Consider the following 19,086-nt stretch of genomic DNA (forward strand, 5'->3'; position numbering starts at 1 on the left):
GCCACCCGCCAAAAAATTAAGCCGCGATCACTTCATACGAATGGGTGATTTTTACCGCTTTCTCCAGCATTAACGCCACAGAGCAGTATTTCTCCGCAGACAGGTCAACCGCACGCGAGACCGCCGCATCCTTCAGTTCTTTGCCAGTGACGATAAAGTGCAGATTAATATGCGTGAACAGGCGGGGCGCCTCCTCGCGACGTTCTGACGTCAGCTTCACTTCACAATCGGTCACGTCATGACGGCCTTTTTGCAGGATCGACAACACGTCGATCGCACTGCATCCGCCCGCCGCCATCAGCACCATTTCCATTGGGCTTGGCGCTTTATCGCCGGAGTTGCCATCCATCAAAACCTGGTGCCCGGAAGCAGACTCGCCCAGGAACGTTAACCCTTCAACCCATTTCACACGCGCTTGCATATTCACTCACTCCAACGTTGCATTTTTTATGACAGATTACGTGTACGTTACATTTCTCGCAACGGAAGGCGACCTGCGTCATGCTGAAGCGAGACACCAGGAGACACGCGGCGAAAGCTATGCTAAAACACTCTGGATGCTACAGTAATACATTGACGTTACACATGTATGCAGAGGACATCAAACTTTACTGGCTGCGAAACGTTACGACAGCCGACTTCCCAGGTATGGGTAAGAATTCGATTGCAACCCCAGAGTCCGGATGCATCTTATGACTCTGGTGACAGCTTATAACAGAGGATAACAGCGCATGGTGCTTGGCAAACCGCAAACAGACCCGACTCTCGAATGGTTCTTGTCTCATTGCCACATTCATAAGTACCCATCAAAGAGCACGCTGATTCACCAGGGTGAAAAAGCGGAAACGTTGTATTACATCGTTAAAGGCTCGGTGGCCGTGCTGATCAAAGATGAAGAAGGGAAAGAGATGATCCTTTCTTATCTGAACCAGGGCGATTTTATCGGTGAACTGGGCCTGTTTGAAGAAGGCCAGGAACGTAGCGCCTGGGTTCGTGCAAAAACAGCATGTGAAGTGGCTGAAATTTCTTACAAGAAATTCCGTCAGCTGATTCAGGTCAACCCTGACATCCTGATGCGTCTTTCTTCCCAGATGGCACGCCGTCTGCAAGTGACCTCTGAGAAGGTGGGTAACCTCGCCTTCCTGGACGTGACCGGTCGTATCGCGCAGACGCTGTTGAACCTGGCGAAACAGCCAGACGCCATGACCCACCCTGACGGTATGCAAATTAAAATTACCCGTCAGGAAATCGGTCAGATCGTCGGCTGCTCCCGTGAAACAGTGGGCCGTATCCTGAAGATGCTGGAAGACCAGAACCTGATCTCTGCCCACGGTAAAACTATCGTGGTCTACGGAACCCGTTAATTTCGGTCAAACGGCGTGCCGCCGCAGGGTGGCACGCCGTTTTTGTCTCTACTCCTCATGTGGCGCAGGCTGATCTATCACCCGGAAGTTAACTACGCACTACGACAAACGCTGGTGTTGTGTCTTCCCGTGGCCGTGGGCCTGATCCTCGGACATCTTCAGCAAGGCCTGCTGTTTTCCCTCGTGCCCGCCTGCTGCAACATTGCCGGTCTGGATACGCCGCATAAACGCTTTTTTAAACGTCTGATTATTGGCGGCTGCCTGTTTGCCGGCTGTAGCCTTGCCGTACAACTCTTACTGGCCCGCGACATTCCTCTGCCGCTGATCCTGACCGTGCTGGCGATGACGCTCGGCGTCACCGCCGAAATCAGCTCGCTGCACGCCCGGCTGCTTCCCGCGTCGCTGATTGCCGCCATCTTCACCTTAAGCCTTGCGGGCAATATGCCGGTGTGGGAGCCATTGCTGATCTACGCCCTCGGCACGCTGTGGTACGGGCTGTTTAACTGGTTCTGGTTCTGGCTGTGGCGGGAACAGCCGCTGCGCGAATCCCTGAGCCTGCTCTACGTGCAGCTTGCTGAATACTGCGAAGCAAAATACACCCTGCTCACTCAACATACCGACCCGGAAAAATCCCTGCCGCCGCTGCTGGCGCGCCAGCAAAAAGTGGTGGATCTGATCAGCCAGTGCTATCAGCAGTTGCACATGCTTGCCGCCAACAAAAATCATGAATACAAGCGGCTGCTGCGAACCTTCCAGGTCGGGCTGGATTTGCAGGAGCATATCTCCGTCAGCCTTCATAATCCGGAAGAGGTGCAAAAGCTGGTGGAGCGCAGCCATGCGGAAGCGGTGATCCGCTGGAACGCGCAGACCGTCGCGGCGCGCCTGCGTGTGCTGGCTGACGATATCCTCTATCACCGCTACCCGACGCGCTTTAACATGGACAAACAGCTCGGCGCGCTGGAAAAGATTGCGCGTCAGCACGCGGATAACCCGGTCGGGCAATTTGCTGCCTGGCATTTCAGCCGCATCGCCCGGGTGTTGCGCACCCAGCGCCCGCTTTATGCCCGGGACCTGATGGCCGATAAGCAAAAACGGCTGCCGCTGCTGCCCGCGCTCAAAAGCTATCTTTCACTGAAATCTTCCGCCCTGCGCAATGCCGCGCGGATCAGTGTGATGCTGAGCATCGCCAGCCTGATGGGAATGGCCCTGCACCTGCCGAAACCCTACTGGATCTTAATGACCGTGCTGTTTGTCACCCAGAACGGCTATGGCGCCACGCGGGTGCGCATTCTGCACCGGGCGGGCGGTACGATGGCGGGGCTGATTATCGCGGGCGTGACGCTGCACTTCCACGTGCCGGAAGGCTACACCCTGGCCGGTATGCTGGCGATCACGCTGGTGAGCTACCTGATCATCCGCAAAAACTACGGCTGGGCGATGGTGGGCTTTACGGTGACGGCGGTGTATACCCTGCAACTGCTCACGCTTAACGGGGAACAGTTTATTATTGCCCGGCTGGTCGATACGCTAATTGGCTGCCTGATCGCCTTTGGCGGCATGGTCTGGTTGTGGCCGCAGTGGCAGAGCGGGCTGCTGAGGCAGAACGCCCACGACGCGCTCGAAGCTGACCAGCAGGCCATTCGTCTTATTCTGAGCGATGACCCGCAGCCCTCTCCGCTGGCCTACGAGCGCATGAAGGTCAACCAGGCGCATAACGCCCTGTTCAACTCCCTTAACCAGGCCATGCAGGAGCCGGGCTTTAACGCGCACTATCTGGCTGACATGAAGCTGTGGGTCACGCACAGCCAGTTTATCGTCGAGCACATCAATGCCATGACGACGCTGGCGCGGGAGCACACGATGCTGACGCCGGATCTGGCGCAGCGCTATTTGCAGTCGTGTGAAATTGCGTTGCAGCGCTGTCAGCAGCGTCTGGAGTATGACGCGCCGGGCGAGTCAGGGGATTCGAACATTCTGGAAGCGCCGGAGACGCTGACCCACGGGCCGATGAGCACCCTTGAGCAGCATTTACAGCGCGTTCTCGGGCACCTGAACACCATGCACACCATTTCGTCGGTGGCATGGCGTCAGCGCCCGCATCACGGGATTTGGTTAACGCGCCGGTTAAAACGAACCGCGTATTAGCCGCTGACGATCTTCGCGACCGCCGCGGCAAAACGGGTTAATCCGTCTTCGATGTCTTTGTCTTCCACCACCAGCGATGGCGCAAAGCGCATCACGTCCGGCCCGGCGTTGAGCACCATGACGCCTTCGTGCGCGGCGGCGTGCAGGAAATCGCGCGCGCGGCCTTTGTACTGCGGCTTCAGTTCGGCGCCGATCAGCAGCCCCATCCCGCGGATGTCGCTGAAGACATCATATTCATCGTTAATCTGCTGTAGATGTTTCACGAACAGCTCACGCTTCGCGCTAACGCCGTTCAGCACCTCCGGGGTGTTAATGATATCGAACGCCGCACCCGCCACGGCGCACGCCAGCGGATTACCGCCGTAGGTGGAGCCGTGTGAGCCCACATGAAATGCGGAAGCGATATCCTGGGTGGTGAGCACCGCACTGACCGGGAAACCGCCGCCGAGCGCTTTCGCGCTGGTCAGAATATCCGGCGTTACGCCGTAGTGCATATAAGCAAACAGGTCTCCGGTACGCCCCATCCCACACTGCACTTCATCAAACACCAGCAGCGCCTGGTGCTCGTCGCACAGCTCGCGCAGCCCTTGCAGAAATTCCGGGGTGGCCGCCGTGACGCCGCCTTCCCCCTGAATGGGCTCGACCACCACGGCACAGGTGTGATCGTCCATCACCGCTTTCACGGCGTGCAGATCGTTAAACGGCACGTGGATGATATCCGCAGGTTTCGGACCAAAGCCGTCGGAATACTTCGGCTGGCCGCCAACGGAAACGGTAAAGAAGGAGCGTCCGTGGAAGGCGTTATGGAAGGCGATGATTTTGGTTTTGTACGGGCTATGACGCGTGGTTGCGTAGTAGCGCGCCAGCTTAAAGGCGGTTTCGTTGGCTTCGGTGCCGGAGTTCATAAACAGCACGCGTTCGGCGAAGGTGGCATCGATGATCTTACGCCCCAGACGCAGCGCCGGTTCGTTGGTGAACACGTTGCTCGTGTGCCACAGCGTTTCGCCCTGCGTTTTCAGCGCGTCCACCAGCGCAGGATGGCAATGGCCCAGCGCCGTCACCGCAATACCGCCTGCGAAATCAACATACTCGTTGCCCTGCTGATCCCAGACGCGGCTGCCTCTCCCTTTCACCGGGATAAACTCAGCCGGTGCATAAATCGGCAGGATCACTTCATCGAATGTCGCGCGGGTAATTGCTGGTTGTTCAGTTGCCATGTCATGACCATCCATTTTTATGTCACATTGATTGTGAAAATATAATCAAAAAATATGCATAAAAAATCACAACAAGGCAACAGATATTCAGCGATTAAGGAAATTGGCCAGCAGCGCGTGCCCCTGTTCGCTGAGAATGCTTTCCGGGTGGAACTGCACGCCTTCCAGATCGTACTCACGGTGACGAATGCCCATGATCTCCTGCGTCTCGCTCCAGGCGGTGACCTCAAAGCAGGCCGGCAGGGTCGGCGGATCAATGATCAGAGAATGGTAGCGCGTCACGGTTAACGGATTGTTTAGCCCCAGGAATACGCCGGTACCGGTGTGCGTGACCGGAGAGGTTTTGCCGTGCATGACTTTCGCGGCACGGACAATGGTGGCGCCAAAGACCTGCGCAATGGCCTGATGACCCAGGCAGACGCCCAGAATCGGCAGTTTGCCCGCATAATGGCGGATCGCCTCCAGCGAGATACCAGACTCCGAAGGGGTACACGGCCCCGGCGAAATCACGATTTTCTGGGGCGCCAGCGCGTCAATGTCAGCCAGCGCGATCTCATCGTTACGGCGGACAACCACCTCTGCCCCCAGCTCACAAAAATACTGGTAAAGGTTCCAGGTAAAGGAATCGTAGTTATCAATCAGCAGAATCATGGCGGCTCCTGAAAAAATGGCCGCCCTATTTTACGCAGATTCCCGCGCTTCGCTCACAACTTTGGCAAAGATGGCGTTCAGGGCGGTCAAATCCCCCATTGCCCCGCTCTGATTGGCGGCTGCCCAGTCGTTCGGGTCGATCCCCTGCCAGTTCAGCACATAGCCCGCATGAATAGCCAGTTGTTCAAAGAAGATCCGCTGGGCCACGCCATTACCGCTTATAAACGGATGTAGCATGTTGATTTCACAGTAGTAATGACTGATTCTGTCTGTAAACTCTTCTTTCTGAAGGCCCACCAGATATTTATCACTTTCCAGCGAAGCCATCAGCTCATTACCCACTTTCTCGATGTACTCGAAATGGCAAAAAGGAATGTCGCCCTTAGAAATATCGGCGGTGCGCAGCTCGCCCGCGCCTTTCATTTCGTTGCGGAATAAATGGCGGTGAATAAGACACAGATGGGGTAAACCCGGTGCGGAAGGCCCCAGTTCCAGCGTCTCGATATCGGGTTCAGCGGGACCCTTACCTTTTTCAAGGAGGCAGCTGGCCTGAAAATTGACCTTACGTTGTTGCTCCCAGAGACGGGATTTTTGCTTGTCGGTGAGTTTTTTCACTACGCCTCCCTGAATAGTCCGTTTGCCACAAGTATAAGCAGCAAAACGCGCTTTCGCAGGGAGGGTGGAAAGACACGGGCAAGATGTGCCCGTGTGGGGGAACGATTACGGCAGCACTTTCGCGGAGAGAATGACGACTGGCTTAGACGGCACATTCTGGTATGGACCGACATCGTGAGTCTGAACCTGAGAGATCTTATCCGCAACGTCCATGCCTTTCACCACTTTGCCAAACACCGCGTAGCCAAAGTCGCGCTGACCGTGGTCCAGGAAGGCGTTATCAGCCACGTTGAGGAAGAACTGGCTGGTGGCACTGTCTTTGTCCGCCGTACGCGCCATGGAGATGGTGCCGCGCTTGTTCAGCAGGCCGTTGTCTGCTTCATTTTTGATGGGCGGGTTGGGCTGTTTCTGCTGCATCTGCTCGTTAAAACCGCCACCCTGAATCATAAAGCCCGGGATCACGCGGTGAAACGTGGTGTTGTTATAAAAACCGCTGTTCACGTAGTCGAGGAAGTTTTTCACCGAAACAGGGGCTTTCTGGCTATCCAGCTCCAGCTCAATATTCCCCGCAGAGGTAGTCAGCAGGACGTGGGGGTCTCCTTTGGCTGCCAGCGCAGCAGGGGAAACGGCAGAAAGAGCAAACACAGCTGCGACAGCCGCCAGTGTTGATTTGAGCATGAGAATTCCTTAACAAAGCGCAGTATAAAAAGCGAATGGCTTGATTCTAAAGAGCAGTATGAACCCAGACCAGTCTTTTACCTAATTTTACCAAATTGAAACAATTATTACCGCGCAAACGATTGTTCACCCCGCAACGTAATGTGATCTACATCACGTTAAAACCTGCAATTGTGCTCAAAATTTTCTGAAAAGATTTAATTAGATCACTTTCGCGACTAAAATCTGCCCGCTCAAACGCAGTCATTGCGTTTTTCTTTACTTTTAACAGGCCAGACATGACTAACAGCAATCGCATCAAGCTCACATGGATCAGCTTCTTCTCTTACGCCCTGACCGGCGCGTTGGTGATCGTCACCGGGATGGTGATGGGAAATATCGCAGACTACTTCCAGCTGCCCGTTTCCAGCATGAGTAACACCTTCACCTTCCTGAACGCGGGGATCCTGATCTCTATTTTCCTTAATGCCTGGCTGATGGAAATCGTGCCGCTGAAAACGCAGCTGCGTTTCGGCTTCGTGCTGATGGTTGCCGCCGTGGCGGGCCTGATGCTGAGCCACAGCATCGCCCTCTTCTCTGCCGCCATGTTCGTGCTGGGCCTGGTGAGCGGGATCACCATGTCGATCGGTACATTCCTGATTACGCACATGTATGAAGGCCGCCAGCGCGGCGCGCGTCTGCTGTTCACCGACTCCTTCTTCAGCATGGCCGGGATGATTTTCCCGATGGTCGCCGCGTATCTTCTGGCGCGCAGCATTGAGTGGTACTGGGTGTACGCCTGCATTGGTCTGGTTTATGTCGCGATCTTTGTTCTCACCTTCGGCTGCGAGTTCCCGGTGCTGGGCAAAAAAGCGCAGACTACGTCCGAGCCGGTTGCGAAAGAAAAATGGGGTATCGGCGTACTGTTCCTCTCCATCGCCGCGCTGTGTTACATCCTCGGTCAGCTGGGCTTTATCTCCTGGGTTCCTGAATACGCGAAAGGTCTGGGCATGAGCCTGAACGATGCGGGTAAACTGGTGAGCGATTTCTGGATGTCTTACATGTTCGGCATGTGGGCGTTTAGCTTTATCCTGCGCTTCTTCGACCTGCAACGGATCCTGACCGTTCTGGCGGGTCTGGCAACCGTGCTGATGTATCTGTTCATCAACGGTTCCCCGGAGCATATGCCGTGGTTCATCCTGACCCTGGGCTTCTTCTCCAGCGCGATTTATACCTCGATCATCACCCTTGGCTCTCTTCAGACCAAAGTGGCCTCGCCAAAGCTGGTGAACTTCGTGCTGACCTGCGGCACCATCGGCACCATGCTGACCTTCGTGGTCACGGGCCCGATTGTTGCGCACAGCGGCCCGCTGGCGGCGCTGCATACCGCTAACGGTCTGTACGCCGTGGTGTTCATCATGTGCTTCGTGCTGGGCTTTGTGACCCGTCACCGTCAACACAACCCGGCAACAGCTACCCACTAATCGCCGTAACCCCTTTGCGTACTGCAAAGGGGTTTTCCCCTGCTCACCCGCCCTGCCCGCCGATGGGTAAAAAACCCCACTATATTTGTGCAAAAAATAAGCAAGCACAAAAATCAAACAATATCCGTCACTTATAAAAATCCTGACAAATCATAGATATACCCACTAAGGGGTAGGTGAAGGCGTATTTGATTTGCATCAATAAGTGCCCCTGCTGAATCGTTAAGGTAGGCAGTAATAGAAAAGAAATCGAGGCAAAAATGAGCAAAGTCAGACTCGCTATCATCGGTAACGGCATGGTCGGCCACCGCTTTATTGAGGATCTTCTCGATAAAGCCGATGCTGAGCAGTTCGATATTACCGTGTTCTGTGAAGAACCCCGCAAGGCGTACGACCGTGTGCACTTGTCTTCCTACTTCTCTCACCATACCGCCGAAGAGCTCTCTCTTGTGCGTGAAGGGTTCTACGAGAAGCATGGCGTAAAAGTGCTGGTGGGCGAACGCGCTATCACCATCAACCGTCAGGAGAAAGTGATCCACTCCAGCGCCGGACGTACGGTTTTTTACGATAAGCTGATCATGGCGACGGGCTCGTATCCGTGGATCCCGCCTATTAAAGGGTCGGAAACCCAGGATTGCTTCGTTTACCGTACCATTGAAGACCTCAACGCCATTGAATCCTGCGCACGTCGAAGCAAACGCGGCGCGGTTGTCGGCGGTGGTCTGCTGGGTCTGGAAGCGGCAGGCGCACTGAAAAACCTCGGCGTTGAAACCCACGTCATCGAATTTGCCCCGATGCTGATGGCGGAACAACTGGACCATATGGGTGGCGACCAGCTACGCCGTAAAATCGAAAGCATGGGCGTGAAGGTTCACACCAGCAAGAACACCAAAGAGATCGTGCAGGAAGGCACCGAAGCGCGTAAAACCATGCGCTTTGCCGACGGCAGCGAGCTGGAAGTGGATTTCATCGTCTTCTCCACCGGTATTCGCCCGCGCGACAAGCTGGCCACCCAGTGCGGTCTGGCCGTTGCGCAGCGCGGCGGGATCATGATCAACGATACCTGCCAGACCTCCGATCCGGATATCTACGCCATCGGCGAATGCGCCAGCTGGAATAACCGCGTATACGGTCTGGTTGCACCAGGGTACAAAATGGCGCAGGTCGCCGTTGACCATATCCTCGGCAGCGAAAACGCCTTCACCGGCGCAGACATGAGCGCCAAGCTGAAACTGCTGGGCGTGGACGTGGGCGGTATTGGTGATGCGCATGGCCGCACCCCGAACTCCCGCAGCTATGTTTATCTGGACGAAAGCAAAGAAGTCTACAAACGTCTCATCGTCAGCCAGGACAACAAAACCCTGCTAGGTGCAGTGCTGGTGGGCGATACCAGTGACTTCGGCAACCTGCTCCAGCTGGTGCTGAACGCCATTGAGCTGCCGGAGAACCCGGACGCGCTGATCCTCCCGGCGCACGCCTCCAGCGGTAAGCCGTCCATCGGCGTGGATAAACTGCCGGACAGCGCGCAGATTTGCTCCTGCTTCGACGTGACCAAAGGCATGCTGATCTCCGCCATTAACAAAGGCTGCCACACCGTGGCGGCGCTGAAGGCGGAAACCAAAGCCGGGACCGGCTGCGGCGGCTGTATTCCTCTGGTCACTCAGGTGCTGAACGCCGAGCTGGCAAAACAGGGCATTGAAGTGAACAACAACCTGTGCGAGCACTTCGCTTACTCTCGCCAGGAGCTGTATCACCTGATCCGCGTGGAAGGCATTAAGTCCTTCGACGAACTGCTGGAGAAACACGGCCAGGGCTATGGCTGTGAAGTATGTAAGCCTACCGTCGGTTCCCTGCTGGCGTCCTGCTGGAACGAATATGTGCTCAAACCAGAACACACTCCGCTTCAGGACACCAACGATAACTTCCTGGCCAATATTCAGAAAGACGGGACTTACTCGGTGATCCCGCGTTCTGCCGGAGGGGAAATCACCCCGGAAGGGCTGGTCGCCGTGGGTCGTATCGCCCGTGAGTTTAACCTGTACACCAAAATCACCGGCTCCCAGCGTATCGGCCTGTTCGGTGCGCAGAAAGATGACCTGCCGGAAATCTGGCGTCAGCTGATTGAAGCGGGCTTTGAAACCGGTCACGCGTACGCCAAGGCGCTGCGCATGGCGAAAACCTGCGTGGGCAGCACCTGGTGCCGCTACGGCGTGGGCGACAGCGTGGGCTTCGGCGTAGAGCTGGAAAACCGCTACAAAGGCATCCGTACGCCGCACAAAATGAAGTTCGGCGTCTCAGGGTGTACCCGTGAATGTGCAGAAGCACAGGGTAAAGACGTGGGTATCATTGCCACCGAGAAAGGCTGGAACCTGTACGTGTGCGGTAACGGCGGGATGAAACCTCGCCACGCGGATCTGCTGGCCGCCGATCTCGATCGCGATACGCTGATCAAATACCTCGACCGCTTCATGATGTTCTACATTCGTACCGCCGATAAGCTGACCCGTACCGCGTCCTGGCTGGATAATCTCGAAGGCGGCATCGACTACCTGAAGTCGGTCATCATCGACGACAAGCTGGGTCTGAATGAACAGCTGGAATCCGAGATGACTCGCCTGCGCGAGGCGGTGATCTGCGAGTGGACCGAAACCGTGAACACGCCAGCGGCGCAGACGCGCTTCAAACACTTTATCAACAGCACCCAGCGCGACCCGAACGTGCAGGTGGTGCCGGAGCGCGAACAGCACCGTCCAGCGACCCCGTATGAACGTATTCCGGTGATGCTGGTGGAGGAAAACGCATGAGCCAGTGGGTAAACATCTGCAACATTAACGACATTCTGCCAGCAACCGGCGTCTGTGCCCTGCTGGGCAACGAGCAGGTGGCGATTTTCCGCCCTCGCCACGATGAACAGGTCTATGCCATCAGCAATATCGACCCGTTCTTCGAGGCCAGCGTGCTCTCCCGCGGTCTGATTGCGGAGCACCAGGGCGAGCTGTGGGTTGCCAGCCCACTGAAAAAGCAGCGCTTCCGCTTAACCGACGGACTCTGCATGGAAGATGAAAGCTTCTCGGTCAAACACTACGACGTCCGCGTGAAGGACGGCGAGGTGCAGCTGAAAGCGTAACCTCTCGCCTTTTCAATAGGAAAGGCTTATGACCCCTTATGGGTAACGGCAGGAAAAACCGTATGTTCTGTACGATTCCTGCTGTTATCCTGACGTCAATTCTTCCCCCGCCATGAATGCTGTGAGGTAACGTCGTGGATCACCTGCCGATTTTTTGTCAATTACGCAACCGCGACTGCCTGCTCGTGGGCGGCGGCGATGTGGCTGAACGCAAGGCACGCCTGTTGTTAGAGGCGGGTGCCCGGCTGACCGTCAACGCCCTCACTTTTGCCCCACAGTTTGACGTCTGGGCGCAGGAAGGGATGCTCACCCAGGTGCAGGGCGAATTTGATGAATCCCTGCTGGATACCTGCTGGCTGACCATCGCCGCAACGGATAACGATGACGTTAACCAGCGCGTCAGCGACGCCTGCGAAGCGCGCCGCATCTTCTGTAACGTTGTGGATGCGCCGAAAGAGGCGAGCTTTATCATGCCGTCGATTATTGACCGTTCACCGCTGATGATTGCGGTGTCGTCCGGCGGGCGCTCGCCCGTTCTTGCCCGTCTGCTGCGGGAAAAACTGGAAGCCGTGCTGCCGCAGCATCTTGGTCAGATTGCCCAATACGCCGGGGAGCTGCGCTCCCGCGTGAAGCAAACCTTCGCAACCGTGGGCGAACGCCGTCGCTTCTGGGAGAAGTTCTTTGTCAACGACAGGCTGGCGCAGTCCCTTGCCAATCAGGACACCAAAGCCGTTGAAGAGACGACCGAACAGCTCCTGAGCGAGCCGCTGGACCATCGCGGTGAAGTGGTGCTGGTGGGCGCAGGTCCCGGCGATGCGGGCCTGCTGACGCTGAAGGGTCTCCAGCAGATCCAGCAGGCGGACATCGTGGTGTATGACCGTCTGGTCTCTGATGACATCATGAATCTGGTGCGCCGCGATGCTGACCGCGTGTTCGTCGGCAAACGGGCAGGTTATCACTGCGTGCCGCAGGAGGAGATCAATCAGATCCTGCTGCGGGAAGCGCAAAAAGGAAAGCGCGTGGTGCGCCTGAAGGGTGGCGATCCGTTTATCTTTGGTCGTGGCGGCGAAGAGCTGGAAACCCTGTGCAACGCGGGTATTCCGTTCTCCGTGGTGCCGGGCATTACGGCGGCGTCCGGCTGTTCTGCCTATTCCGGCATTCCGTTAACCCATCGCGACTATGCCCAGAGCGTGCGCCTGGTGACGGGCCACCTGAAAACCGGCAGCGAACTGGACTGGCATAATCTGGCCGCTGAAAAGCAGACGCTGGTGTTCTATATGGGGCTAAATCAGGCAGCCACGATCCAGGCGAAACTGCTGGAGCACGGCATGGAAGCAGATATGCCGGTCGCGCTGGTGGAAAACGGCACCGCCATTACGCAGCGCGTGGTCGATGGCGTGCTGACGCAGCTGGGCGAGCTGGCGCAGCAGGTTGAAAGCCCGGTGCTGATCGTGGTGGGTCGCGTGGTAGCCCTGCGCGAAAAACTGAACTGGTTCTCCAGCCACTAACGCATAATCTCTCCCGGGAGTAGTCTTTAAGCGGACTACTCCCTTCTTACCTCAGTCGATAACATACCGCCCGCATAATGGAACTTTTCCATTTATTCCCTCGTGTTACATCCAATTTTCGATTTATTGACAAGGAATGCGTATGTTCAAACTGGCAAAAGCTGCCGTTCTGGTCGGCCTGTTATCAACTCTGACGGCCTGCACCGGTCACGTTCAAAATACTAAAAATAATTGCAGCTACGATTACCTGCTTCACCCGGCGATCTCCATTTCGAAGATCATCGGCGGTTGCGGCCCGGCGGCACAGCAGTAAGCGTTTTTCAGGCGTAAAAAAACCGGGGATGTCCCGGTTTTTTTGTTTCGTCAGTTTTGTCGGGTGGCGGCTCCGCCTTACCCGACCTGCACGGTCCCGTAGGCCGGGTAAGCGTAAGCGCCACCCGACAAAGCGGCTTAAGGTTTCGCCACAAACCCAATCGCGTCGTACACCGCTTTCAGAGTTTCGGAGGCGCGCGCGCTGGCTTTTTCCGCGCCCTCTTTCATCACTTTTTGCAGGAAAGCTTCGTCGTTACGGTAACGGTGATAGCGCTCCTGCAACTCGGTCAGCATGCCGGAAACGGCGTCTGCCACTTCGCCTTTCAGGTGGCCGTACATCTTGCCTTCAAAGTGTTTTTCCAGCTCAGGGATGCTCTGTCCGGTCACACCGGAGAGAATGTCCAGCAGGTTAGACACGCCCGCTTTGTTCTGCACGTCGTAGCGCACCACTGGCGGCTCGTCGGAGTCGGTCACCGCACGCTTGAGCTTTTTCACCACCGATTTCGGATCTTCCAGCAGGCCGATAACGTTGTTGCGGTTATCGTCAGACTTGGACATCTTTTTGGTCGGCTCCAGCAGCGACATCACGCGCGCACCGGATTTCGGAATAAACGGCTCAGGCACTTTGAACACGTCACCGTAAAGCGCATTGAAGCGCTGGGCAATATCGCGGCTCAGCTCCAGGTGCTGCTTCTGGTCTTCACCCACCGGCACCTGGTTGGTCTGGTACAGCAGAATGTCGGCCGCCATCAGCACCGGATAATCAAACAGACCGGCGTTGATGTTTTCAGAGTAGCGCGCAGACTTATCCTTGAACTGGGTCATGCGGCTCAGCTCGCCGAAATAGGTGTAGCAGTTCAGCGCCCAGCCCAGCTGCGCGTGCTCTGGGACGTGAGACTGAACGAAAATGGTGCTCTTCTCTGGATCGATACCGCACGCCAGGTACAGCGCCAGCGTATCGAGCGTTGCTTTGCGCAGCTTCTCGGGATCCTGACGCGCGGTGATAGCATGCAAATCCACGATGCAGTAAATGCAGTGGTAGTCATCCTGCATGCTCACCCACTGACGTAACGCACCCATGTAGTTACCAATGGTCAGTTCACCTGAAGGCTGTGCGCCACTAAAAACGATGGGCTTAGTCATTATTCAATTCCTGATGTTCACTGTGCGAGAGCCCGAGTGCGGGCAACAAATCTTTGAAGTGGTCGAACACAACGTCCGGTTCACTCAGCGTAATGGCTTCACCGTAGTTGTAGCCGTAGGTCAACCCAACCGACGGGCAACCTGCCGCTCTGGCAGCCAGAATATCATTGCGGGAATCCCCGACAAAGAGCAGCTCCTCAGGCGCTAAGGATAATTTTCCTGCCACCAGCAATAGCGGTTCCGGATGCGGCTTTTTATTCTGCACGTCATCGCCGCCCACAATTACGGAGAAGTATTTCGCGATATCCAGCGCTTCCAGCAGAGGCGCAACGAACGGTGTCGGCTTGTTAGTCACCAGCCCCAGCGGGATGCCTTTTGCATGTAGCGCGCTCAGCGTTTCAGCGACATCCGGGAACAGGAAGCTGCCCTCTTCGACGGTCTCTTCGTAGAAACGGTCGAACAGTTTGCGCAGAATACGCTGCTGCTCCTCCTGGGGAATATCCGCGTGGTCAACACTCGGTTTCCCTTGCGCGGAACGCTGAGAGGCACGCTCCTGACGAGCCCAGGTCAGCGCGCGCTCCATCAGCACGTCTGCACCGTTACCAATCCACGTCACGACGCGCTCTTCGCCTGCAACGGGGAGTTCAAGGGCATACAGCGCCTGATCGACGGCGCGGGTTAATCCTGGCGCGCTGTCGACCAGCGTGCCGTCGAGGTCAAATGCTACACCCCGAATAGCCTGCAATTTATCCATGACTTACCTTCGCCAGTTCACGGCGCATTTCATCAATGACTTTTTTGTAATCCGGTTGATCGAAGATGGCGGAGCCTGCGACGAACATATCCGCTCCTGCCGCCGCAATCTCACCGATGTTATTGACCTTCACGCCGCCGTCCACTTCCAGACGAATATCATAGCCAGACTCATCAATACGGCGGCGCACTTCACGCAGTTTGTCGAGGGTCTGAGGGATAAATGACTGACCACCAAAGCCCGGGTTGACGGACATCAGCAGGATCACGTCCAGCTTGTCCATCACGTAGTCGAGATAGCTCAGCGGGGTCGCCGGGTTAAAGACCAGTCCCGCCTTACAGCCGTTCTCTTTGATCAGCTGTAGCGTGCGGTCAACGTGTTCGGAGGCTTCCGGGTGGAAAGTGATGATGCTGGCACCCGCCGCGGCGAAATCAGGCACGATGCGGTCAACCGGTTTCACCATCAGATGCACGTCAATGGGCGCGGTGATCCCGTAGTTACGCAGTGCTTTAAGCACCATCGGACCGATGGTCAGGTTGGGAACGTAGTGGTTATCCATAACGTCGAAATGGACGACATCCGCGCCAGCCGCGAGAGCTTTGGCAGTGTCTTCACCCAGGCGGGCAAAATCGGCCGACAGAATTGAGGGGGCAATCAAAAACTGTTTCATCCGCATCTCCTTGAAATGTGTTTACCGGCGGGCAAAGGCTCAGGGTCGATAAAGCGCCAGAAGTTCGTCCACCTTTTTACGTGTGCCGCCGTTGCTGCTAATGCTACGCCGCACTTTTACCTGAAAATGCTTCGCGGCTTTGTACCATTCGCGCGTATCAGGCGTGTCGTGATTCGAAATTAACACCGGAATTCTTTTGCTGACCAGCTTTTCCGCCATCTCAGCCAGACGAGCCTGCTCGGCCGGGCTGAAGCTATTAGTGTGGTAGGCGGTGAAATTTGCCGTGGCAGACAGCGGCGCGTAAGGCGGGTCGCAGTAGACCACCGAGTTTACGCCCGCCAGATCCATGCACTCTTCATAGGAGAGACAGTAGAACTCGGCATTCTGCGCTTTTTCAGCAAAGTGATACAGTTCGTCCTGTGGGAAATAGGGACGCTTATAGCGGCCAAACGGCACGTTAAACTCGCCACGCAGATTATACCGGCACAGACCGTTGTAGCCATGGCGGTTGAGATAAAGAAACAACAGCGCGCGACGGAACGGGTCCTGGCTTTGATTAAACTCAGCGCGGAACTGATAGTAGACGTCCGGGTTGTTGTTCTCTGGCGTAAACAGCTTCCGCGCCTCTTCCACATACTCATCGGTACGCAGTTTGACGATGTTATAGAGGCTGATAAGGTCGCTGTTGATATCCGCCAGGATATAACGAGAAAAATCGGTATTCAGGAACACCGATCCAGCACCCACGAAAGGCTCGATAAGACACTCGCCTTTCGGCAGGTGCTTTTTAATATCGTCGAGCAGGGGGTATTTCCCCCCTGCCCATTTCAGAAAAGCGCGATTTTTTTTCATGCTGACTAACTGATTACACCTTCTCCGGCTGTGGAGAAAGCTCCGACAGCATCCTGCGCTTTAAACATTACTTCAGATCGGCCTGCACCTGATGAATCGGCTTCGCCCACGGGTTTTTCGCCTGCACGTCGGCTGGCAGCGTGGAAACGGCACGTTTTGCTTCATCTTTGGAAGCATAAATACCACTCACCAGCACATACCACGGTTGACCGTTACGGGTCGTCTGATAAACCACGTAGTTTTTCAGATTCGATTTCTTCGCCCAGGCGTTGAGGTTGTCATAGTTAGACGAACTGCTCAGCTGAAGGGTGTAGTTGCTGGAAGAGGCCGACTGCAAAGAACCCACGTTGCCCGTCGTTTTACCTGATGCAGCGCCCGTTTTGGCTGCGGGAGCCGCAGTTGTTGTTGCAGAAGGTGTTGTTGCAGCAGGCGCGGTTGTGGTCGCCGTTGCTTTCGGTGCAGTGGTTGCCGCAGGCGTTGGCGCTTTAACCGGCTGGCTCACCGCAGGTTTTGTCTGCGCTGGCGCTTTCGTTTCTGGCGCTTTTGCCACGGTCTGCGGTTTCGTCTCACGCTTCGGCTCAATCACAGCCTGCTTACGCTCCTGGCGTGGCGCAGTCTGCGTCTGGCGCGGTTTGGTTTCCGTTGTCGCCGTTTGCTGCTGGGCATTGCTGCCATGAACTGGCGCAACGGTGGCTGGTTCAGTTGGCAGCGTGGAGTTCACCACGGCAGCGTTAACCTGCTCCTGATTCTGCGGCTGCATCAGCGCGTTATTCAGATCGCCCTGAACTTCAACACGCTGCTGGCCTTCAGGCGTCGCAGGCGCCTGGCCCTGAGTCGGGGTCGCAGAGACAGGCGGCAGAGAGATATCCTGACCAGCGCTGGTGTTACCTGCGGTCTGCTCTGCGGAAGTGGTGCCCGGCGCAGGCTGAGCGCCATTCGCCTGGTTGCTCGCATCGTTACCAGACAGGTCGATGCTCTTCTCGGCAGACGCCGTCTGCTCGGTAGAATTGGTAGAAGGTGCTTTTAGCGCGGACCCAATGCCGACAATCAGCAAGACCAGCACCAGAACGCCAAGGCCCATCATGATGTACTGACGGGAGGCCGGTTTTGCCGCTACCGCTTTTTTACGTTTGCGCGGACGACGTTCAACAGGCTGTTCATCCATTAACTCTTCTTCGGATTCATACTCCTCGTCTTCACGCTCATTTCGCGCGTTACGGCTACGCGAAGGGCGACGATCGTCTGCATCCAGTTCGACATCGTCAAAATTGATCTGCGGCTCGTTATCACGTTCTGAAGATTGACGAGAACGACCAGTACGACGATCGCTGGGATCGGGTTTCAGCTCGTCTTCTGGTTTGAATTCATCCATTTAACACCCCACTCAAAGGCTTCTGCCAACGACTCTGCATTTACCTGAAGCTAAAACGACCACCTGTTACAGCGGTCTGACCTTTCTAGTTGTTACGCCTGCTGACAATCAGCAATAGCGCCAAGTACGACTTCGTGCGGCACTCCGCCGCGCACTTCACTTTTCCCTATTGCAAGCGGGAGTACCAGACGCATCTCACCTGCCAATACTTTTTTATCGCGCATCATGTGAGGAAGGTACGCCTGCGCAGACATTTCCTGCGGACCACTCATCGGCAAGCCAGCACGTTTAAGCAACGCGATGATACGTGCTGTCTCTTCCGGCCTGAACTGCCCCAGACGTTCAGAGACCCGCGCCGCCATAACCATTCCGGCAGCGACAGCTTCACCGTGAAGCCAGTTACCGTAGCCCATTTCGGCTTCGATCGCATGACCAAACGTATGCCCCAGATTCAGTAAAGCACGTAAGCCGGTTTCACGCTCATCTGCGGCAACGACTTCTGCTTTCAGCTCACAACAACGGCGAATACAGTAGGCCATTGCCTGCCCGTCGAGGCGCAGCAGCGCATCCATATTCTCTTCCAGCCAGGTGAAGAACTCCCCGTCAAGAATAATGCCGTATTTGATCACTTCTGCAAGGCCGGACGCCAGTTCGCGCGCTGGCAAGGTTTTCAGACAGTCGAGATCCACCACCACCGAGGCAGGCTGGTAGAACGCGCCAATCATGTTTTTGCCGAGCGGATGGTTAACCGCCGTTTTACCGCCCACAGAAGAATCGACCTGTGAGAGCAACGTGGTTGGAATTTGAATAAAGCGCACGCCGCGCTGATAGCTGGCGGCTGCAAAACCGGTCAGATCGCCCACAACGCCGCCGCCCAGGGCAAGCAATGTTGTATCACGACCGTGCGGTTTTTGCAGAAGTGCGGTAAAGACGGTATCCAGTACCGTCAGGCTTTTGTACTGCTCGCCATCGGGCAGAATCACACTGTCGACCTTCACGCCCGCCTGCTCAAGCAGGTGACGTACACGGTCGAGATAAAGCGGAGCCAGCGTCTCGTTGGTGACCAGCATCGCCTGATCACCCGCTTTCAGTGGTAAGAAGGAAGCTGGATCGTTAAACAAACCAGCCGCGATGGTGATAGGGTAACTACGTTCCCCGAGAGTAACTGTAATCCTCTCCATGACGCGACATCCACCTTAAATGCTTTTACCCGCA

Annotated in this window: 18 protein-coding genes; 7 read left to right on the forward strand and 11 right to left on the reverse strand. The window is 56.0% G+C overall.

Translation table 11 applies throughout. The annotated features are described in order from the left end of the window. Positions 1-16 precede the first annotated feature (16 nt). A complete protein-coding gene (locus tag RS584_RS21340) occupies positions 17-421 on the reverse strand; it encodes an OsmC family protein (RefSeq protein WP_315748590.1) in 405 nt (134 codons plus the stop codon). Between the two features lie 310 nt (positions 422-731). Here RS584_RS21340 and crp point away from each other — a divergent pair, with 310 nt between their 5' ends. Both crp and RS584_RS21350 read left to right on the forward strand, forming a co-directional pair. Then, positions 732-1,364, forward strand: coding sequence for a cAMP-activated global transcriptional regulator CRP (gene crp / locus RS584_RS21345; RefSeq protein ID WP_000242758.1), 633 nt, complete (start codon positions 732-734; stop codon positions 1,362-1,364). Positions 1,365-1,421: 57 nt separating this feature from the next. Next, entirely contained in the window at positions 1,422-3,509 is a 2,088-nt protein-coding gene (locus RS584_RS21350) for a YccS/YhfK family putative transporter (RefSeq protein WP_006812214.1), read from the forward strand. Here the strand turns inward: RS584_RS21350 and RS584_RS21355 are convergent. The 4 genes from RS584_RS21355 to ppiA form a co-directional block, all read right to left on the reverse strand. Beyond that, complete coding sequence (locus tag RS584_RS21355) at positions 3,506-4,726, reverse strand: aspartate aminotransferase family protein (protein ID WP_315748591.1); 1,221 nt, start codon at positions 4,724-4,726, stop codon at positions 3,506-3,508. The two genes, RS584_RS21350 and RS584_RS21355, sit on opposite strands and share 4 nt — an antisense overlap. Positions 4,727-4,813: 87 nt before the next feature. Next, positions 4,814-5,377 (reverse strand): aminodeoxychorismate synthase component 2, encoded by a 564-nt coding sequence (gene pabA / locus RS584_RS21360; RefSeq protein ID WP_017384162.1) that lies wholly within the window; start codon positions 5,375-5,377, stop codon positions 4,814-4,816. 30 nt (positions 5,378-5,407) lie between these two features. Further along, positions 5,408-5,992 carry a putative adenosine monophosphate-protein transferase Fic gene (locus RS584_RS21365; RefSeq protein WP_252058960.1) on the reverse strand — a complete coding sequence of 195 codons (585 nt, stop codon included), beginning with the start codon at positions 5,990-5,992 and terminating at the stop codon, positions 5,408-5,410. A gap of 105 nt (positions 5,993-6,097) precedes the next feature. Beyond that, the gene (gene ppiA / locus RS584_RS21370; protein ID WP_000920483.1) at positions 6,098-6,670 is read right to left on the reverse strand and encodes a peptidylprolyl isomerase A; all 573 of its coding nucleotides are present in this window, start codon (positions 6,668-6,670) and stop codon (positions 6,098-6,100) included. A 278-nt stretch (positions 6,671-6,948) separates the two neighbouring features. Here ppiA and tsgA point away from each other — a divergent pair, with 278 nt between their 5' ends. From tsgA to RS584_RS21395, 5 genes are all read left to right on the forward strand, one after another. Beyond that, on the forward strand, positions 6,949-8,133 hold the full coding sequence (gene tsgA / locus RS584_RS21375; RefSeq protein WP_015571426.1) for an MFS transporter TsgA: 1,185 nt from the start codon (positions 6,949-6,951) through the stop codon (positions 8,131-8,133). A gap of 260 nt (positions 8,134-8,393) precedes the next feature. Continuing rightward, entirely contained in the window at positions 8,394-10,937 is a 2,544-nt protein-coding gene (gene nirB / locus RS584_RS21380; protein ID WP_017384160.1) for a nitrite reductase large subunit NirB, read from the forward strand. Next, positions 10,934-11,260 carry a nitrite reductase small subunit NirD gene (gene nirD, locus RS584_RS21385; RefSeq protein WP_015571429.1) on the forward strand — a complete coding sequence of 109 codons (327 nt, stop codon included), beginning with the start codon at positions 10,934-10,936 and terminating at the stop codon, positions 11,258-11,260. The genes nirB and nirD overlap by 4 nt, the downstream gene beginning before the upstream one ends. Positions 11,261-11,394: 134 nt before the next feature. Then, positions 11,395-12,768, forward strand: a complete 1,374-nt coding sequence (gene cysG / locus RS584_RS21390) for a siroheme synthase CysG (protein ID WP_315748592.1) — start codon at positions 11,395-11,397, stop codon at positions 12,766-12,768. Positions 12,769-12,910: 142 nt separating this feature from the next. Beyond that, positions 12,911-13,081, forward strand: coding sequence for a YhfL family protein (locus RS584_RS21395; protein ID WP_008503029.1), 171 nt, complete (start codon positions 12,911-12,913; stop codon positions 13,079-13,081). Between the two features lie 137 nt (positions 13,082-13,218). Here the strand turns inward: RS584_RS21395 and trpS are convergent, their stop codons facing one another. The 6 genes from trpS to aroB all read right to left on the reverse strand — a co-directional run bounded on the left by trpS (position 13,219) and on the right by aroB (position 19,052). Next, positions 13,219-14,223, reverse strand: coding sequence for a tryptophan--tRNA ligase (gene trpS / locus RS584_RS21400; protein ID WP_015571430.1), 1,005 nt, complete (start codon positions 14,221-14,223; stop codon positions 13,219-13,221). Next, the gene (gph, locus tag RS584_RS21405; RefSeq protein WP_315748593.1) at positions 14,216-14,977 is read right to left on the reverse strand and encodes a phosphoglycolate phosphatase; all 762 of its coding nucleotides are present in this window, start codon (positions 14,975-14,977) and stop codon (positions 14,216-14,218) included. The genes trpS and gph overlap by 8 nt, the downstream gene beginning before the upstream one ends. Next, the gene (gene rpe, locus RS584_RS21410; protein ID WP_003861634.1) at positions 14,970-15,647 is read right to left on the reverse strand and encodes a ribulose-phosphate 3-epimerase; all 678 of its coding nucleotides are present in this window, start codon (positions 15,645-15,647) and stop codon (positions 14,970-14,972) included. Before rpe ends, gph begins: the two co-directional genes overlap by 8 nt. A 39-nt stretch (positions 15,648-15,686) precedes the next feature. After that, on the reverse strand, positions 15,687-16,499 hold the full coding sequence (gene dam, locus RS584_RS21415) for an adenine-specific DNA-methyltransferase (protein ID WP_015571432.1): 813 nt from the start codon (positions 16,497-16,499) through the stop codon (positions 15,687-15,689). A 67-nt stretch (positions 16,500-16,566) separates the two neighbouring features. Beyond that, positions 16,567-17,871, reverse strand: a complete 1,305-nt coding sequence (damX, locus tag RS584_RS21420) for a cell division protein DamX (RefSeq protein ID WP_315748594.1) — start codon at positions 17,869-17,871, stop codon at positions 16,567-16,569. 92 nt (positions 17,872-17,963) lie between these two features. After that, the gene (gene aroB, locus RS584_RS21425) at positions 17,964-19,052 is read right to left on the reverse strand and encodes a 3-dehydroquinate synthase (RefSeq protein WP_315748595.1); all 1,089 of its coding nucleotides are present in this window, start codon (positions 19,050-19,052) and stop codon (positions 17,964-17,966) included. Between the last annotated feature and the right edge of the window lie 34 nt (positions 19,053-19,086).

The sequence above is a fragment of the Enterobacter sp. DTU_2021_1002640_1_SI_PRY_ASU_LCPMC_013 genome (genome assembly GCF_032389435.1).
GTDB lineage: Bacteria > Pseudomonadota > Gammaproteobacteria > Enterobacterales > Enterobacteriaceae > Enterobacter > Enterobacter hormaechei_C.

What these genes read in the sequence shown, in the direction of transcription:
- ppiA (WP_000920483.1), bottom strand. Translation starts at nt 6,670, where the DNA reads ATGCTCAAATCAACACTGGCGGCTGTCGCAGCTGTGTTTGCTCTTTCT.
- rpe (WP_003861634.1), bottom strand. Translation starts at nt 15,647, where the DNA reads ATGAAACAGTTTTTGATTGCCCCCTCAATTCTGTCGGCCGATTTTGCC.
- damX (WP_315748594.1), bottom strand. Translation starts at nt 17,871, where the DNA reads ATGGATGAATTCAAACCAGAAGACGAGCTGAAACCCGATCCCAGCGAT.
- aroB (WP_315748595.1), bottom strand. Translation starts at nt 19,052, where the DNA reads ATGGAGAGGATTACAGTTACTCTCGGGGAACGTAGTTACCCTATCACC.
- nirB (WP_017384160.1), top strand. Translation starts at nt 8,394, where the DNA reads ATGAGCAAAGTCAGACTCGCTATCATCGGTAACGGCATGGTCGGCCAC.
- RS584_RS21355 (WP_315748591.1), bottom strand. Translation starts at nt 4,726, where the DNA reads ATGGCAACTGAACAACCAGCAATTACCCGCGCGACATTCGATGAAGTG.
- trpS (WP_015571430.1), bottom strand. Translation starts at nt 14,223, where the DNA reads ATGACTAAGCCCATCGTTTTTAGTGGCGCACAGCCTTCAGGTGAACTG.
- tsgA (WP_015571426.1), top strand. Translation starts at nt 6,949, where the DNA reads ATGACTAACAGCAATCGCATCAAGCTCACATGGATCAGCTTCTTCTCT.
- RS584_RS21350 (WP_006812214.1), top strand. Translation starts at nt 1,422, where the DNA reads ATGTGGCGCAGGCTGATCTATCACCCGGAAGTTAACTACGCACTACGA.
- dam (WP_015571432.1), bottom strand. Translation starts at nt 16,499, where the DNA reads ATGAAAAAAAATCGCGCTTTTCTGAAATGGGCAGGGGGGAAATACCCC.
- crp (WP_000242758.1), top strand. Translation starts at nt 732, where the DNA reads ATGGTGCTTGGCAAACCGCAAACAGACCCGACTCTCGAATGGTTCTTG.
- RS584_RS21340 (WP_315748590.1), bottom strand. Translation starts at nt 421, where the DNA reads ATGCAAGCGCGTGTGAAATGGGTTGAAGGGTTAACGTTCCTGGGCGAG.
- gph (WP_315748593.1), bottom strand. Translation starts at nt 14,977, where the DNA reads ATGGATAAATTGCAGGCTATTCGGGGTGTAGCATTTGACCTCGACGGC.
- pabA (WP_017384162.1), bottom strand. Translation starts at nt 5,377, where the DNA reads ATGATTCTGCTGATTGATAACTACGATTCCTTTACCTGGAACCTTTAC.
- nirD (WP_015571429.1), top strand. Translation starts at nt 10,934, where the DNA reads ATGAGCCAGTGGGTAAACATCTGCAACATTAACGACATTCTGCCAGCA.
- RS584_RS21395 (WP_008503029.1), top strand. Translation starts at nt 12,911, where the DNA reads ATGTTCAAACTGGCAAAAGCTGCCGTTCTGGTCGGCCTGTTATCAACT.